This is a genomic window from Sphingomonas sp. M1-B02 (assembly GCF_026167525.1).
GTDB lineage: Bacteria > Pseudomonadota > Alphaproteobacteria > Sphingomonadales > Sphingomonadaceae > Sphingomonas.
Genome location: NZ_CP110679.1, coordinates 1,644,384 through 1,660,892, shown reverse-complemented (window position 1 = coordinate 1,660,892; position 16,509 = coordinate 1,644,384). Strand labels below are relative to the sequence as shown.

Genomic DNA, 16,509 nt, shown 5'->3' with positions numbered 1-16,509 from the left:
CATTCTTGGAATATCTTGGCGGGGAAGTTGAACCGCCACCGGCGCTTTATCGTGCTTGCATCGTGCTGCCTGGTCGGCATGCTTGCCGGCAGCAGCGGCATAGGCACCGGCCTCGAGCGGAGCCTTCGCCAAATCGGCTGGCAGGTGCGCGATCATGGTGCCAGCGGTCAGATCCACATTGTCGAGATCGATGCGCGGAGCATTGGCGCGATCAACCGCTGGCCATGGCCGCGGAGCAATTACGCACAACTAATTGACCGGCTCCGGGCAGCCGGGGCCGCCCAAATCGTCTTTGATGTGGATTTCTCATCAAGGTCGGATCCTGAACAGGATCGTGCTTTTGCTGCCAGTCTGCAGCGCGCGGGCGGCAAGGTGGTGCTTCCGACCTTCGGCCAGCAGGCGGGCGGTGGGCGTGAAGGTTGGACCGACTCGCTGCCGATTCCCGAGCTACGCGAACATGCCACGCTGGCTGCCGTCAGCATCGTTGCCGATGCTGATGGCCATGTGCGCCGCGCGCCGATTGGCACGATGACGGACGGCGTGCCCCGTCCATCGCTATCCGCCATGATGGCCAGCGTAAATGGTGCCGCCGAACAGGATTTCCCGATCGACTTCGCGATCGATCCCGCGACGATCCCGCGCCACAGCTTTATCGAAGTCCGCGACGGCACCTTCGATCACGCCGCTATCGCCGGCAAGATCGTGTTGATCGGCGCGACGGCCGTAGAGATGGGGGATCGCTATCCCGTGCCCAACCATGGCGTCGTCCCGGGCGTGGTCATCCAGGCGCTTGCTGCGGAGACCCTCGCGAGCGGCGTCCCGCACGAGGGGCGCTGGCAGCTCCCACTGTTGCTTTCGCTCGGGCTCTGCTGGTTCATCCTAGTTCAGTCGACGAGGCTCAAGCTGGGCGCCTGCATCGCCGCGGCACCCGTCATCCTCTTTGCCAGTACAACGCTCGCGGATGGCATGGGACATTGGTCGTTTCCCATCGTCCCCGCATTGTTGGCAATAGCGGTCGCCGCGCTGGCGGCCAGCGGCATGCGGATGATCGCTGCCGCCAAATATCGCCGCTCGCACGATACCGAAACAGGTCTGCCGAACCGCAACGCGCTGCGGGAAGCAATGCAGACCTATGGCGGCGCCGGCGTTGTGGCCGCGCGCATCGCGGACTTCGACAAGTTGGTGGCAGGCCTTGGTGACGCGGCGACGACCGAACTTGTTCGACGCATCCGCGATCGCATCTCGCTCGTGGCTGAAGGCAGCACGATCTACCGGATCGAAGACCGTGTGCTCGCATGGCGTTCTTATGACGAAGAGCAACTTGAGACGCGTCTCGGTCCGCTGCGGACGGCCATGCTGAGCCCGGTGGAGGTCAATGGGCGCCGTGTCGACGTGACCCTTGCGCTGGGCTTCGCTGCCGAGGCGCAGGAGAGTCGCATCGATCGGATCGTCGCCCATGCGACGCTTGCTGCTGATCGCGCGCTCGTCAACGGGACGGGTTGGCATTTCCATGATGCCGGCGAGGACGAGGCCGTTGATCGGGAGCTTTCACTTCTGGGCGAACTCGACGATGCCCTTGGCCGAGGCGAAATTCAGGTTCTCTATCAGCCAAAGCTCGACCTCAAGACCGACCGGATCACCAGCGTGGAAGCGTTGGTGCGGTGGCACCACCCCACTCGCGGCTTTCTTCGGCCCGATCTATTCATCCCGCTGGCCGAGCGCAATGATCGCATTGCCGGGCTGACACTGCACGTCCTGCAGCAGACGATCAGCGATCTTCAGCTCTGGAAGTCGTCCGGCCATAGCATCACCGGTGCAGTCAACCTTTCGGCCAAGCTTCTGATCTCGGCGGAGTTCATCGAGAAGCTGCGCGAACTTGTAGAGAGGAGCGGCATTGCGCCGGATGTCTTGACGTTCGAAATCACCGAATCAGCGGCGATGAGCGACCCGGCGGGCGCCGCCGAGGCTCTGGCTTCGTTCAAACAGCTCGGGATCGCAATCTCAATGGACGATTACGGCACGGGGCAGTCTACGCTCAACTACCTTAAGGAGCTGCCGCTCGACGAACTGAAGATCGACCGGAGTTTCGTCCAGTATGCTCACGAAAATCGAGGGGATGGCGTGCTCGTACGTTCTACCGTGAACCTTGCGCACGAGCTGGGTCTCAAAGTCGTCGCGGAAGGGGTCGAGGATGCGCCCTGCCTCGCATTCCTGCGGTCGATCGGGTGCGATATGGTTCAGGGCTATTTGGTCAGCAAGCCAGTGCCTGCTGGCGAACTCGTCGACCTTCTGACGCGATCTTTCCAAGACGCAGCGTAGGCGAAAAGCTAGTTCAGCGACCGCTTGCGTCGGACCGTTGGGACTTGGCGGGCACCTACCCGGCACTTTGGTCAAAAGCGGGCAGACAGCGGGCGGGCAAGGGCAGCTGCGCTGACTGAGCGTGGACCGGAGTCGACAATCGTGACTTGTCTCCTCGTTACGCCTTAAGCTGATCGCGGTCCCGTCCTGGGTCGGCAAGGTGGAGGAATCGTGACCTTACTGGCTGCCGTGCGTTTGGTTCACGCCACGGTTCGCCACGAACGACGCCCTATGTCCCGCTCGGTTTGGAACAGAAGTATTCTGAATCTTGAAACAGTTCTTGGCATCTTCCATGCACCAGGGTGACACGACTGCGGAGGAGAGCAGATTGCTCAGAGGAACCCTTGCTAGAACTTTAGAATAAAATTCTTGAGATAATCGCGAAGGGCGACGGGCTTGCCGATACCGCGACACGAAGGTGTCGGGAGGCGGAAAAATTGGTATCGGGCGCGATCAGCTCGGTGCTGACCGTCGACGGAGCCGGGGCTGCTCCATCCTCTTACCGGGCCGAGCCTTCCGGAGGGTTACTCCCAGGCGCTCGAAGACGTAGCCATTGGGCTTGCAACTGGCTCCTGCGGCACCGCTGCATATTTACGCGACGAGGTGACTGTCGCCGATATCGAAACTGACATTCGGTGGGCTGACTTGAAGGACCTTGCGCTGTCTCTCGGTCTAAGGGCTTGCTGGTCGAGCCCATACTGGATGCGTCCGGGGCGGCAATCGGAACCTTCGCCTTCTACTACCGCGAACAGCGAGGTCCAACCCAGGCGGAGCGGGAGATCGTCATCAGCGGTGCGAAGGCATCGGATCCGGCCGTGGGCTCCCACAAGTCGGTCCGATCCAAGTCGTAATAGTCTTTCGGCGCGCGCGAGCGGGACAGCTCGATTATTCAACGGTATATCGGCCAGGTTCAAACGCTTTCGCCGACCTGAGTCCAAGCGATCCGAGGCGCGGTTCAAGGACGCTCCTCGGATCCACCACAGGCCTGCGCGGTTTGCAAAATTCGATGAATTCGCATGTTGGCGATGGACTATCGGACCCCAGTGATGTCCGGCTACGCGGCGACGACCGGCGTTGGCGCAACATGGGGGCGCAATGAAGGGCTCATCCCCGCGATGAAAATGGCCGGCTGCTTTTTGTGAGACAGTCAGCCTTAGAACGGAGGTAGGTAAGGAGGATTGTACGTGGTCCATGATGGTGAGTAAGGGAAGTTCTAGATATAGAGAAACTTGGATTAGCCTCCAACATTGCATTATTGTTGTCCTAAACTCGGGCCTGTGTCCGTCAGGAAGGCCTTGTTCAAGCGGACAGGACAATGCCGGTTTTCGCGCGCGGCGAATGAACGATACAACCGCTGCACCGCCCAAAAGCTTGCAAGGACGCGCCGCGACGCAGGCGGAACTGATTGAATGTGCTAGGATTATTAGAAGGGCCCGCTTTGCGTAATAGACAATACCCCCAAGTCAGATGCTGGCGCCCAGGGCGAGAGACTAAATACAATGCGGCATGCCGCGCACCCTGTTCGGTCTTGTCTCGTGGTGAATCAGAGTCCCATTTAAAGACAGAGTCGATATCCTACACGGACTCGACGTTTTTTTTGATTCGACCGGGCATAGAAACGTCGCTAATTATCCGAACTGCACTTCAACATCTGTTGATCATCGTATTTGGGGCGAGAGTGGGGGAAGATCATGAAGGGCATCACTATATTGACGGGTAGTCTGGCGATCGCCGGGGCAATGTTCCTTTCGGTCCCCGCGGTGGCCGGTACCTTCGTTCTGACGTCGGGAAGCAACAGCTCGACCTCCGGAGCAGCCGGAAACAGCAAGGTTGTAGTGGCCGACGGCATCACCATGACAGCGACGGCTTGGTCGACCGACAATACTGGTGTCGCATTCCTGCCGGAAGCGGCCTACCTGGGCCGCTATACGACCGGCGTAGGCGTCACCAACAATAACGAAGGCAATGGCAGGGACGGAAATAGCCACGTTATCGATAATATCGGAAGCTATGACTTCGTCCGGCTAGTCTTCTCGGTACCAGTGGTACTTACCGGACTGTCCCGGACGGCCTTCGATGTGGTCGGCGGCTCGGCCGTTGACGATTGGGATGCGTGGGTCAGCTATGGAAGCACCGGGTTCGGTACCGCTGCGCTTTGGCAGGGCTACCTCAACCGGGGCGTGACCGTGCCAAACAACGGTTCGCTTTCGAACACAAATGCCGGGACAACGTGGCTGGTGGGCGCTGCCCGCAATGACAGCCAGGATCGCGACGACGGGTTCAAGTTGACCTCGGTGTCCGCGGTGTCCGCGGTGCCAGAGCCGACCACTTGGGCGATGATGCTCGTCGGTTTCGGCTTCATCGGCGCCGCGATGCGTCGCCGCGGCAGCAGCCACAGGGGCCTTCTTAGCGGGGCTTGACTACTTACTTTGAGAAAGGGGTCGGCAGTCTTTGCCGGCCCCTATTTTTCATTTTGACGTTCGGGGAGAGTGAATCGGCCTCGGAAAAGACCATCTATGTCCATCTGCGCCGATCGTGGAACACGCCATTCCGTCGCCGTTGTAACGATCTCGGCACGCGAGGATGGATAAGGTCCAAATGCCCAACACGACCCGGGTGCTATGGCCCAAAAGGCTGCGAATTGAAGATCTCACCGAGGATTCGTCCTGCCGGAGCTTCAAGGACGCGAAAATACCCGGCCGTATGGTCTCCGACCAGCGGAGTACCGAAGGACAGTCTCAAGGGTGCCTGTGCAAACTAAGCTACTGCTTAAGCAAATTATTCAAGGCAGCCGCGTATATAACAGCGAGCTTGCCTTGCCCGCCTATACCAGTTCCGCCGCCATCTGACGGATGCAGACCGTCCGGGTAGAGGTTACGATCACAAGCTGCGGCGTCCGGCCCCATAATGGGGTCAGCGGCGTAATCGATAACTGCGTCGATTTTTCCGCTTACGGCCGCGCGTATAGCGGAATTTGCGACCAGCCGGCGTTCGGTGTGCCTTCTGGTATAGTCAGCGAAAGAAGGGATGCAGATCGGCAGGACTGTGCCGACGGCAACTTTCGCGCCCAAAGCCTTCCATTTTGCCGTGTACGCCCATAATGCGTTTAGCCAGTCATCCGCGCTTTGGAAGGTGCCATCACCCAGATCGTTGGCACCTATTAGGATAGTTACGTATTCAGGCTTCAAAGCGGCATCGCTAGCGAAACGCGCCTCCAAACTATTTGAACCGTTCAAGATCGTGGAGCCGCCTACCGCTCGCCCAGAGAACCTCACGTTAGGATTCGCACCAGCATAGATGCCGGTGTGATTGCCATTCCAGAATACAGAGATGCTGTCTCCCTCAGAAAGCACGAACGGCTTGGAAGTTCGTGGCGTCGGGGACGGCGTAGGGACCGGCATGGGGATGGGCTCAGGTACGGAGGGCCCGATTGCAGGTCCCAGGACGACGACAGAACCAGGCTTCGCGGGTTTCATGTTGAAGAGACCCGGCCCGCTCGCCCAGGCCGTTCCTACGGTTGCAAGTGCGAGGACGCCAAAAAGCTTTATTGAATATGCCATGCCAAACCCGCCCAGTAAGATGTTCAAGGTATACTCTCGACCCCTCTAGATTCAGTTAACGGCTTAGGCTGGGGCTCGGCTGCAATCACCGACTTTCCGCGATGCTCCAAGCGCCGCCTCAAGCTGCCGCAGGGTTTCTCGATCATTTTATACATCACCGTCGCGTAGACGACCGAGGCGGCGATACCGAACAAAGCTGCGAAAGGGACGCCGAGGTACGTAAAGAGCGCGATTAGCGGAAAATGGGCTAGATATAGCGTGTAAGAAAGTAGAGCGACGCGGCGCGCTACCTCACAGTTGAGCAGCGTGTAGAAAAAGCCCCTCGCCTGGATCGCGGCGCTGAAGACAATGAACAGACACGCGCCTTGCAGCGTATACCGGAACGTCTCACGAAACACCGGATTTCGGACCGCAAAGCATATCAATAAGACCCCGATCGCCGAAAGCAGGTGTGCCCGAGATGGTTTCCACGGATTCTCATCCGCGACCGGGTTATTCCACAAAGCCAGACACGAGCCAAAAAGGATCGAGTCAATACGCGTATGCGACCAGTAATAGTTACTCGAATATTCATCCAACAGCGCCACATTTGCTATCCGGATGCAGAGCACGGCCGCGCAAAGCGATAGGCAAATTGTGGCAGACCGGCGGGGCTGCATTGACACGAACACGCGAGCAAACAGTAGAGAAAATCCGATATAGAAATGCTCCTCTACATTTAGTGACCACAGCGGGATAGGAACGTTGCTGTATGCGGCGATCTGCTGAGCATAGTTGCTCAGAAAAAAAGCATCCCAAACTAAAAATTGTGCGTGAACATCTTCCCCGAAAAGGCCCGCGACACCTATAGCAGCTACTAAGAACAGCGTGATATAGAATGGCGGAAATATCCTCAAGCTACGCCGGAGATAAAATGCCCTTAAATTTACTTTACCGGTCTGCGCCACCTCACGCCGCAACATCGTGGTGATCAAATAGCCGCTAAGGAAAAAAAAGATAGTGACGCCGAAACCGCCGGGGATGACTCTGCCCAGTCCAGCGTGGGAGACCATCACAATCAAAATGGCGATCGCTCTGAAGCCGTCGAGCGCTGGTATTTGCCCCACTTGCAAGCTCCCTGCGTTGCACTCTAGTCGCGTAGCTCGAGCGCGCAAACCCAACATGCCGGCATGGGCCAATCGCGGTCGTAGTCTCGCATTATCACCGGGCAAGAGAACGCCCCCAAATAGCGCTTTGCCAATCATGGCGGTAAAGCCGACACTTCTGTCATGCGCCTTGTGAGTAAAAGATTTCCATTTCGTTTAGTAGTTGTGCAGAGATCGCTAAGCCCCCACCCACCGCGATGAATTTTCGGCGTCACTGTTCATACATCCCTTGAAGTCTAGAAAGGCGCAAGCCCAGATAACGCAGCTGATCCTAGCCTGCGTGGAGTTTAAGTACTCCGGCCAAAGAATCCCGGGCTAATGAGCGCCCATCGAACCCCCAAGGATTGCCACAATAATCGCCGTGCCCAAGCGATCGGCCCAAAGCTCGAATGCGCCCCGCAAATGAAGGTGCTGTATAGGTCCTGTGGCGGCGATCCAAGCGATCGGCGTAGGTACTGTAGGATTCGGCGAGCTTTTCGAGGCCAGGTCGGGTTTGACAATCCACCCGTGATATCATGCGGCTTAGGACCGCTGCGCGAGAGCGTGCGCCCGCCGCGCCGTATCTGTCAGCTTCGGAATGATGGTAGAGCCGCTGGGCAACTCGGCCCCAGAACGAAGGGCTTGAGTCCGAGCCGAAGGCATTAGCCCCATGTTGACGATACATCACAAGGTCGCTGTTCACGAAGCCGACGCGCTTCTGGGCAAGGGCGAGCATGAAGTACCACCGGTCATGGCCGAGAATGTCGTCGCTGAAATGCTCTCGACTAAGTGGAAGCAGGTCGTCAAAATGGGTGAGTTCGCGTCGGAACGTCTGCAATAAGCCGCGGGCGAAGTGCCAAGGGGGAGGAACGTCGAGACTTAGAACCATCTGTTGTTTAACCGGCTCGCTAATAGGCCTCAGCGGACGCTCTTCAGCGTCTACAACTGTGGCATGATGGTAGGCGAGGAGCAGCTTTGGGTTGGCGATGAAGACTTGCTTCATGGTCGCTATCTTATGCGGAGACCAAGCGTCATCCTGATCGCAGAACATTATCAAGTCTGAAGCCGCGCGGCCCACCCCCTTAAAAAAATTGTGACGAAAATTTAGTCGCCTCTCGTTAATCTCCAGCCGCACAGGAAAAGGCGCGTTGACCGCGAAATCTCGAACAATCGAGACTGTATCGTCTATCGAGCAATCATCGCAAATAATCAACTCGCTAGGCAGGTCTGTCTGATCCGCGAGTGTTTGGAGCTGCCTCGAGAGAAACGAGGCACCATTATACGTCGCGAGTACGACAGAAACATCAGTCATTGAAATATCCAACGATATAGAGACCTGCAGAGGCGGGCGGAGGTAAACTATCTGAACGCATCTTAATTTTTTGCGAAACCCGACATAAGACATCCACACGACAATCAGAGGATCTTGTACCAAGACATATTGTGCGGCAGCAGTCACGGTTCTAGCATGCAGCAGCGACAAGATTATTAGTCGATGCCCCGAAATTATCTGTTCATACGTAGGGGAAAACCACTTCGTTCTAGCGTGAGCCGACGGCGAGCCTAAATTTGCACGCCTCCATTATCCGGTACTGGGGGATTACTTTGCACATTTATCGGGGGGGGCAAATCCAGCAATTGCTTGTGGATTAGTACAATAGCATCTGAGGACTTAGCAAATTTTCGGGCAAAAAAGGCACCGGAAGCGCGAATTTCTGGTATTTGTTCGGCAGTGAGTTCCATCGGATGAGCACCGCCGCCATTCCATTCGGCGAAGCGGTGATTATCAATGCAAACGGTGAGATCGGAAGAACTCATTATCATCGTCTGGTAGAAGCATTCATCAACCGTGGTTCGCTTGGCCAGATGCTTCATAAGAAAACGTCGCGTCAGACTATCTTTGCCTAACGCCTCGGCAGTTCGGGCATTCCCCATGAACCAATGATCACCATAATAGAAATTGAGCCGGCTGCTCCTTACGGGCCGACTAATCCACGGCCACCGGACAGTAAATCGGCCTATTCGCAGACGGGGCTTAAAACGCAAGATTGGGACCCACCATTCTGGCGAAAGGTAAAACCTTTGCTTCAACCGAAAGTTAGCTGCTGACCCAAAATGGTCGAGCGCCGGATTTAATGATCCAACGGTAGTGATCACCGAATCATTCTGGATGAGTAGCGGTCTAGCGTCAATGAACGTGTCGCATTCCGTCGAGGTTAAGAGATTACGAAGGCTGCTTGCACTGCTGACGGGATAGTCCGTGGCACTCAAAAGTACGAACCAATCTGGTCTAAAACGGTCGAACAACGCACTGATCGTGCGTAGGCCCGCCAGAACGACAGACATGCGAGCCCAACCAGTTTTAATTGGCCTAACAAATACGACGTTGTCAGGAAAGTGACCAACATCAATTGGGGACTGAGTTATGTCATGATGACAGGCAATCGGAGGAAAATTGTAGATCTCATTAAGGGTGTTAACGAGCTGTAAAAGTTGCAGCGCATCCTTGTGGGAGAGGATGCAAAAACCAATTGAGATGCCCGCGTCCATCAGATGCTGCGACGGGTCAAGGTCCGACGCAACCGGCGAACTGATGCAACCATGTCCCGCACTCCCCATAGCCGGTTGTAAATAGCGCCGGGTTCAATATCGCTACGCGATGGCCGTTGGTGACCAATCGGCGGCTGAGCGAAAACCGTCGTGACTTCGGGATGGGCGCGACGAAACCAAATATATGCGGCGTCGATTGGCGGGTGCTTGCCGTCGACATCCAGGTTTCGGAGATATTCTAGCACTAGCTGTGCTCCTTCACGACTGAAGCCCATCATATGCGAGCCAATGATGTCGCTATGCTGTAAATTATTGGGCTCAGCGGGCATGTAGCCGCCGTAGAAAATCTGCCAGCCTGAACCCAGAGAGATGCTGCCTGCATCAGGCGCGAGATCGCAATCATCCTCTAGGATAAGAACCGATGCTTTTTTTCGGACAGCTTCCTCGAGAATTTTAACGTGGCTCTGGTAACATCCCCGTGCGCCAATAGAAGAGAATGGCCCGGCGTCTGAAGGCCGTAGCGCATCAAAAAAAGCAATCCGTGGATCGCCGGCCAATCCGGCCCGAGCAATTTCGCTTTCCATCTCGCGGCGACGATCCCGACGCTGAGGCAGGCTGATTACCCGGAGAATTTCAAAGTCATCGAACATGTTCGGTCCCGTTGCTCGGAATGCGCTGAGTTGAAAAGGGTTATTATCTGCATCGCCTAAAACGCTGCATTGCGAAGCACCACCGTCCTGAAAGACAGTCGTTTCATTCAGTCGCGCTTTGGTCCCAGTAAGTGGCAACGGCGCTCCAATCTCGCGAGGCAGCTAGTCAAGATAATTGAACCGGGGGCAACGACAGGATGGAGGAGGCGTACCGCAAGTTAAGGCCTCAGACGAAGCCGCCGTCAAGGTCTATGGGCCGTCGACCACCAATTTCGCGCCGTACCCATCCAGTGCCGGGGCTTTCCGCCTTTCCGTATCGGGAAATGGGCAGCGGGATGTCTCAGGAGACTACCCCCCGCTTATGGGCGGGCGGCTGTGGATGCGCGCCATCAGATATCGAGCCGTAACTAAAAGCGCTACTAGCATAAGTACCCAAACCACGCGTGCATTATAGCGCTCGTGCGGCGTCGAAAGGACGCCACAAACGATATTATTCGCGATCCATCCAATCAGCACCACCGAGCTATATCCGGAGACCTTGCTAGCCTGGTGAAATGAAAGATCACCGACTAGAATTATCAAAGACAAAACTAATGTCGGCCAGAGCATCAATTCGACCGCGTTAACCGGCATCGTCCGCGCGTAGGCCCGGGTACGCTCAATTTCAACCATCACTTGGGCGGGCATGCGTTCTAGGTGGCCGGTGGGAGGATAATTAAACTCCATCAATCCTAACATCGAAAATTGCCGGCCTGCGGCCTGCATAGCTGAGGCCACGACATCAAAAGGACTTGAGATTGCGACCGCTGAAACGAACCGACCCTGCTCCGCAGCGAGCGAGCGCCGTTCCTCGAACGAAACTGCCGAGAATACGCCATCGCGAGGCGAGGGGCTCCAGAGGAAAGAGTCGCTTGGTAGTGGCAGCCGGTTGCGAAACTTGCACAGCAAAAAGCCAGACGCGGGGCAGTTCTGGTTCAGGTACGCGGTTCCCGGGCCGTCTTCGACTAGGCGTGCGGTGATAAAAGGGGGCCTGATCGGCGCCACACCGGTGACTTTTGCCACGGCTGCTCCGAAAGCGAACTCGCCAACAAGGCCCAAGGAGGCTGCCGCCGCGATCACCATGGCGGTACGCGCAATTCCACGGCCCCGGGTAAGCCCTGCCCAAGCAAGGGCGGAGAGAGCGATTGTAAGCAAAATGAGTATATTGGCGCTGTGCATCAATGCGGCGGCCACGATGACGACAAACCAGAGCGCGCGTCCCACTCCCGTCTCGCGCTTCCAACCTGCAATAAGCATTGCAGCCGCCAAAATGGCAATACCAGCCATGAAGTCGGGCATCAGTATCGTTAGAAAGAAGGGGAGTGTTCCAACTGCAAGGATTCCAAATGCGAGGGAACACGTCCAGGAAAACGCCTGTTGGGATGGATCGACGAAGTGCCGAACTACCCCGATTATCACGACGCCGCCGAGGAGGACCTGAACTAAAATGGTGAACCATTGTGAACCCAGCACGACACCGCCGAAAGGCAGTACACCGTAATAAACCGATCGGCCGAGCAGGATCGGGCGAGATACAACGCGAGACGCGGATTCCACGGTCCTGGCCTGTGGGTCGGTCGTCGTCGCTTTGACAGGAAGGACTGCACTATCAGTCCAAATACTGCGCCAGCCAATTGCACGATTTAGCGCGGCATCGACTCCCCGTATGTATGCCGTCGTATCGGGAAAATAGAATGCGCCTCCATTTACGGCCGCGGGCCACAGTAGAAAGAGTGACAGCAAGATCAGCAGGCGCTGGTGGGGGCGCAATCGCGTTATTTCGTTGCTCATCTTGCCACCATGGATTCGATCGCTTGCGGCATCGGCTTGGCTCGTCCCCGAGTGTGACGGCCATTTGGTATCTCGCTTCGCGCATTCAGGGTACGCTGGTAGTTGAGACCTGCCGACATTCCCAGTACTATAGCCAAAAGATATTGCGGCTCCTGTGTAATTAATACCCACTCGTATAGACTGTGAACGGTTACAATCGACGCCATGACGCTTATTCCAAGGCACAAATCAGCATATGGAAAAGCTCCTCGCCTGGTCCAGCCTAGGTTAAACGCAACGATAGCGCCTACAAAGAGTATACATGAAAAGGCGATAGCACCGAGATACCCGGTCTCCGCAGCAGTCAATAAGAATACATTGTGAACGTTTGCAGCCCTGCTCCCCATACTCCAAACGACTCCCGCTCGATCAGAATAGCCCTTTGTATTTGCAATGACGACATAGTTATTTGCGCCGACGCCAAACGGGTAATCGCTGATCATAGCCCTCGCTGCACGCTCGAAGTGGAGTCGTTCGTCGTACGTTCCATCTAAAGGGGCCTCTGCAAATCTATCGCTTAGTGTAATGTATGCGATTGGTGCGGCGGCGATAATTCCCAAGAAACCGACAGCCGCAACCTTCATTTTTGTCTTATTAGGCCGGCGAATGAGAGAAAGGAGGATGAGTACTCCAGCCCCTACTCCCGCAAATGCTAACGTGCCTCTAGAACCCGATAATACCACTACAACTAGGCTCGCGGCTAATCCCCATTTCAGTATCCACCGCTTATCGCCACAGAGCATGAGCCCTAGGCATCCGAGCAACGCAAAATGGGTCATCATGCCAAGCAGATTCTGATGACCCATAGTTCCGGACGCTTGGACGACGCCATTCAATCGTTGGCTGATGGAGAAACCAGCTTGGAACATAATTCCGACGGCGAAGCCGTATATAATATATCTCGCCCCGGAGGGGGAACTGGTGATGCAGGTGACGGCGACTATCAGAATTATCATTCTGAGAATCTGCCAGATATAGAAAAAAGACGACATCTCGTTCGTTGATGACAATAGAGAGGCTGTCAAGACCGCGGCGTATGCTATATAGGCGATTAACGCCGGCGAATAGATTTTCCCCTTCAAGGGAAGTGCGAGTATCACAGCCAGAGCAATTGCGTCTGGCGCGGCCACAAGCATGCCTTTGACATAGCCCGGCCACATCGCCCAAGAAATGATCGAGACATAAGCGTGCGCCCAGCCTCCCACAAAGGGTGCGGCACCCAAGGCCGCCCAGCAGATGTTGCGAGCCTTAGGGTTCGATTTGAGAATGTACGCCAATATGGGAATGGATAGGAAAAAAAGTGCTAAGCCAGCGAAGCGCATCTCTCACCTTGGTAATATGGTGCCCGATCGTCCGATGGGCATGGGTGCAACGGCCTTATGCCAGTTCTGACCAGCCTTCCACATTCCTCTGCAAACGACTCGGCCTCTCTCGCCATCTTCTACTATTTCGCGACCGACGATTTGAGTGCGATGTGGCGTCCGTCAAAGGAGCGACAGGCGCAAATTACCCCTTATCAGAAATTTCTTCTGGCGAGACACATACCAGAAAGCTCGCGGGGGCATCAGTGGGGCAGAAGCCCTTCGGCTCCGCTGCACTCGCCTGTAGCGTAGGGCGCCCGCCTCTCCCAGGCGCGGGCGCCCTCTTCCGGATTGGCAGAATCGTCTGTGCCATCCGCCCCAGTCGAAGTCCGGATGGAATGCGACAGGCGCAGCGCGTCGGAAGCTGATCCGTCGCTACGCAAAAAAAAGAAGCTCAAGTTCTCCGTTAAGGTCACTAGGTCGCGGCCAGGTTGGCAATGGGAGCGATCGCCACGAAGTCAGTTGCGTGGAGCACCGTCCCGCTCGCAAGCTGGGCAAAGAGCACTGCCGCTCCACTGCCATTGGCATCGGCGTCGTAATAAAGCCGTCCGATGGCCTGGTCGTAGAGGAGTCGGTCATCGGCATCCGTTGCCATCGTTCCCAGCCTGAACTCGCCTTCCGTGATGCCGCCGCCGGTCACTGCTTCAAATATATCCGACGCAAGGCCGATCTCGTCGCCCGCCGAAAAATCCTGAACGGTGTCCACGTTACCGCTGCCCAGCGCCGTGGTGAAGGCGAAGGTATCGTTGCCGTCGCGGCCGATCAAAATGTCGTTACCGCCGCGACCGTCAAGGACATTCACAGTGTCGTTGCCCACGACCGTCTGGTTGAATTCATTGCCTCGCAGAGTGAACCGTTCGTTCGGATCTCTCGAGGTCTGATCGGCCGCCGTGATGCCCTCGATCTCGGTACCGTCACGCAAATGATAGCTGACATTTGCCACAATCGTGTCGATGCCTTGGCCTACGGCTTCAATTACAACGTCGCTTTGAAGGAAAACCGCAAAGGTGTCGTTGCCATACAGGCCCATCACAGTATCGGCGTTTTTCTGGCCGTCGCCGGAACGGCCATTAATGATATTATCGCCGTAATTCCCGATAATTAATTGTGATGCCCCATTACCAACAAGGTAGAAGCTCTCGGTTCCGGCATGAAGTGAAGTAGATAATATTTCCACCGCTGCAGTAGAATACAGAAAAAAGCTGGTGCCACTTGTGTAAAGAGTGTCATTGCCACCGCTGTCATATATAATATCGCCGGTCGCGAAAACGCGATAAGTATCGTTTCCAAGCCCTCCATTGAGCGTGTCGGGGGCGTCTGGGCCGCCGGCACTTAGGATATTGTCGCCGTCATTGCCGTTGATTGTCTGTGATAGCCAGTTCCCAGTGATGTTTATCGGGGCGTCGCCCGCCTCGGCAGAGAGTGTCTCGACGTGGGAATTGCCCGTCAGCACAAAGTTTGACGCCGTCGCCGTAACGGTGAGTGTGTCCGTGCCGCCTTCGGGAGCCTCAATGACCATATCGAGCGAGTTGGCGACGTAATAGGTGTCATCTCCCGTGCCGCCGATCAGGGTGTCCATTCCGCCCCCCCCCGTGAGCGTGTCACTTCCACCATTGCCGGTCAGTACGTTCGGTGCCGAATTGCCCACAAGCAAATCATGTCCAGCTCCGCCTGCCGCATTGCTGATCAGGGTCCCCGCGGGAATCGTCACATTTCCGAAGACCCCTTGCGTGAAGCTGAGCGTGGCAGATCCATCTTGGAACCGGGCTGACCCCAATCGAAGATCAATGCTCAAGCTGTTACTCCCAGCATATTCGATTTGATATGTGCCGCCGGATAACGAGATCGAAGGAAGTGCAATCCCTCCGTTCGGGGGCGTGCCTGGCGTCGGAGTGGGGGCTGGGTTAGGTGTCGGTGTCGGTGTCGGTGTCGGTGTCGGTGTCGGCGTTGGTGACGGTGTCGGCGTGGGCGTCGGGGTAACCGGCGCGATGTGCAGCACATTCGATCCCGGCGCAGTCTCCTGGAGCGCGAACGCGCCATTTTCGATTACAAGGGTGCTGTCGGCTACCCTGTCCCCGTTGTAATCGACCTCAATCAGCGTCTTGCCGCCAGTCGAGGCAGCGCGATATTGCCCGGCGGTTCCCGTGAATGCCTGATCGCCTATATAATGGGGTGCCGGCTTTCCCTCATAATTGAACTGGAAATCCAAGCTGTCATCCGGGTCGAAATCGAGGATGTGCGTACCATTCAAGCTGTCGAGTGCGTATGTAAAATCCCAGACGTCCGCACCGCCGCCGCCGCGGAGATAGTCGGTGCCCCCCGAGAATTCGCTGATTGCGACGAAGGTATCGTTCCCGGTCGAGCCGTAAATCGTCTGACTGGCCTCATCGTTAATGAAGGCCGTCGGCACGTTCGATCTCGACGCATCGACGACACCGCCCCATATCGTGAGCGATTCGACGCCCGTCATTGTAGTAGCAACGGTCCCATCGGGGCCGATTGACGTTATCAGTGCCGAGGCAACTGTTCCGCTTACCTCGACGCGGCGTCCCGCCAGGTTCGCCTGGACGCGATCGTCTCCGGCGCCGGCGTCAATCTGGTTGTTCAGCGCACCAACCACCAGAAAATCGCTTCCGGCACCTGTAGTGGCAAAGATACGGGCGGCGGTGTAGTTGATCGTCATGGCGATGCTCACGCCGCCCGCAAGGACGGTCAAACGCTCCAGCGATGGGTTTGCCGAGCCTCCATCTTCAATTTGAATATGCTCAATGTTGAAGTATTGAGTATCGAGCGTGGCAACGTCGCTGAATGTTCGATTATTCTCGACTGTGATGGTTCGGATGGTTGCCGCGGACGTACCATCGTTCGCCGTCACGATGAGAATGTCGTCACCGCTGCCGCCGTCGACAGTATCCTCTCCGCTGCTCGCGTAGATCACGTCATCTCCGCCGAGGCCGACATAACTATCGGCGGCCCCGGTTCCCATCAAAGTGTCGTTGATGCCGCTACCAAGAATATTCGCCATATCACGGATGTC

The 16,509-nt window shown here is 56.5% G+C and carries 10 protein-coding genes; 2 read left to right on the top strand and 8 right to left on the bottom strand.

The window, feature by feature from the left end; translation table 11 throughout:
* The first annotated feature begins 27 nt into the window (after positions 1 to 27).
* Positions 28 to 2,319, top strand: a complete 2,292-nt coding sequence (locus tag OKW87_RS07970) for a putative bifunctional diguanylate cyclase/phosphodiesterase (protein ID WP_265543720.1) — start codon at positions 28 to 30, stop codon at positions 2,317 to 2,319.
* Positions 2,320 to 4,049: 1,730 nt separating this feature from the next.
* Positions 4,050 to 4,778: a PEPxxWA-CTERM sorting domain-containing protein gene (locus tag OKW87_RS07965; protein ID WP_265543718.1), complete on the top strand. Its 729-nt coding sequence runs from the start codon at positions 4,050 to 4,052 to the stop codon at positions 4,776 to 4,778.
* A gap of 342 nt (positions 4,779 to 5,120) precedes the next feature.
* Here the strand turns inward: OKW87_RS07965 and OKW87_RS07960 are convergent, their stop codons facing one another.
* The 8 genes from OKW87_RS07960 to OKW87_RS07925 form a co-directional block, all read right to left on the bottom strand.
* Positions 5,121 to 5,759: an SGNH/GDSL hydrolase family protein gene (locus OKW87_RS07960; protein WP_265544050.1), complete on the bottom strand. Its 639-nt coding sequence runs from the start codon at positions 5,757 to 5,759 to the stop codon at positions 5,121 to 5,123.
* A 182-nt stretch (positions 5,760 to 5,941) separates the two neighbouring features.
* Positions 5,942 to 7,024 (bottom strand): acyltransferase family protein, encoded by a 1,083-nt coding sequence (locus tag OKW87_RS07955; RefSeq protein ID WP_265543716.1) that lies wholly within the window; start codon positions 7,022 to 7,024, stop codon positions 5,942 to 5,944.
* Between the two features lie 310 nt (positions 7,025 to 7,334).
* Positions 7,335 to 8,354: a glycosyltransferase gene (locus tag OKW87_RS07950; protein ID WP_265543714.1), complete on the bottom strand. Its 1,020-nt coding sequence runs from the start codon at positions 8,352 to 8,354 to the stop codon at positions 7,335 to 7,337.
* Positions 8,355 to 8,605: 251 nt separating this feature from the next.
* Entirely contained in the window at positions 8,606 to 9,592 is a 987-nt protein-coding gene (locus tag OKW87_RS07945) for a beta-1,6-N-acetylglucosaminyltransferase (protein ID WP_265543713.1), read from the bottom strand.
* Complete coding sequence (locus OKW87_RS07940; protein WP_265543711.1) at positions 9,592 to 10,242, bottom strand: glycosyltransferase family 25 protein; 651 nt, start codon at positions 10,240 to 10,242, stop codon at positions 9,592 to 9,594. Before OKW87_RS07940 ends, OKW87_RS07945 begins: the two co-directional genes overlap by 1 nt.
* Positions 10,243 to 10,590: 348 nt before the next feature.
* A complete protein-coding gene (locus OKW87_RS07935) occupies positions 10,591 to 12,072 on the bottom strand; it encodes a hypothetical protein (protein WP_265543709.1) in 1,482 nt (493 codons plus the stop codon).
* Positions 12,069 to 13,247, bottom strand: coding sequence for an O-antigen ligase family protein (locus OKW87_RS07930; RefSeq protein ID WP_265543707.1), 1,179 nt, complete (start codon positions 13,245 to 13,247; stop codon positions 12,069 to 12,071). The genes OKW87_RS07935 and OKW87_RS07930 overlap by 4 nt, the downstream gene beginning before the upstream one ends.
* A gap of 640 nt (positions 13,248 to 13,887) precedes the next feature.
* Positions 13,888 to 16,497 carry a calcium-binding protein gene (locus OKW87_RS07925; RefSeq protein ID WP_265543706.1) on the bottom strand — a complete coding sequence of 870 codons (2,610 nt, stop codon included), beginning with the start codon at positions 16,495 to 16,497 and terminating at the stop codon, positions 13,888 to 13,890.
* Positions 16,498 to 16,509: the final 12 nt, after the last annotated feature.

What these genes read in the sequence shown, in the direction of transcription:
- OKW87_RS07965 (WP_265543718.1), top strand. Translation starts at nt 4,050, where the DNA reads ATGAAGGGCATCACTATATTGACGGGTAGTCTGGCGATCGCCGGGGCA.
- OKW87_RS07960 (WP_265544050.1), bottom strand. Translation starts at nt 5,759, where the DNA reads ATGCCGGTCCCTACGCCGTCCCCGACGCCACGAACTTCCAAGCCGTTC.
- OKW87_RS07950 (WP_265543714.1), bottom strand. Translation starts at nt 8,354, where the DNA reads ATGACTGATGTTTCTGTCGTACTCGCGACGTATAATGGTGCCTCGTTT.
- OKW87_RS07945 (WP_265543713.1), bottom strand. Translation starts at nt 9,592, where the DNA reads ATGGACGCGGGCATCTCAATTGGTTTTTGCATCCTCTCCCACAAGGAT.
- OKW87_RS07940 (WP_265543711.1), bottom strand. Translation starts at nt 10,242, where the DNA reads ATGTTCGATGACTTTGAAATTCTCCGGGTAATCAGCCTGCCTCAGCGT.
- OKW87_RS07935 (WP_265543709.1), bottom strand. Translation starts at nt 12,072, where the DNA reads ATGAGCAACGAAATAACGCGATTGCGCCCCCACCAGCGCCTGCTGATC.
- OKW87_RS07930 (WP_265543707.1), bottom strand. Translation starts at nt 13,247, where the DNA reads ATGCTTGTGGCCGCGCCAGACGCAATTGCTCTGGCTGTGATACTCGCA.
- OKW87_RS07925 (WP_265543706.1), bottom strand. Translation starts at nt 16,497, where the DNA reads ATGGCGAATATTCTTGGTAGCGGCATCAACGACACTTTGATGGGAACC.